Here is a 331-nt window from a genome sequence, read left to right as displayed (position 1 = left end):
CTCGGCTGCTGCAGCCTGGTCAGCTGTCATCTGCTGCAGCGCCTCGCGGTACTCGCGAGCACGCTTGGCCGCTGCCAGGGCCTCATTGCTCACCGGTGCGGTGGGGCCATCGCGCTGCATGTCACGCCGACTGGTCAGCTCGGATTGCTTGCGGTAGTGCTCTTCTGCCAGGCGCAGCGACTCGGCATAGGCCTTGCGCTGCTCGTCATTCATCCGAGCCAGCGCCTCGGCCGGCTGGATCACCACGTCGGCGTACTTAGTCGTTGCCGTGATGGTGTCGTTCAGCGCCTTCTCGTAGTCCAGCTGGCTCTTGGTGAGTTCCTGGTTCTGT

The 331-nt window shown here is 64.4% G+C and carries 1 protein-coding gene; it reads right to left on the bottom strand.

Annotated elements, in window-relative coordinates; all coding sequences use genetic code 11:
* On the bottom strand, positions 1–331 hold a 331-nt coding region (locus A6723_RS32025; RefSeq protein ID WP_175405514.1), incomplete at both ends, for a hypothetical protein.

Source organism: Pseudomonas sp. AU11447, from assembly GCF_001672555.2.
Taxonomy (GTDB): domain Bacteria; phylum Pseudomonadota; class Gammaproteobacteria; order Pseudomonadales; family Pseudomonadaceae; genus Pseudomonas; species Pseudomonas nitroreducens.
The sequence above is the reverse complement of the archived record's forward strand: the minus strand, read 5'-3'. Positions and strand labels throughout refer to the sequence as shown.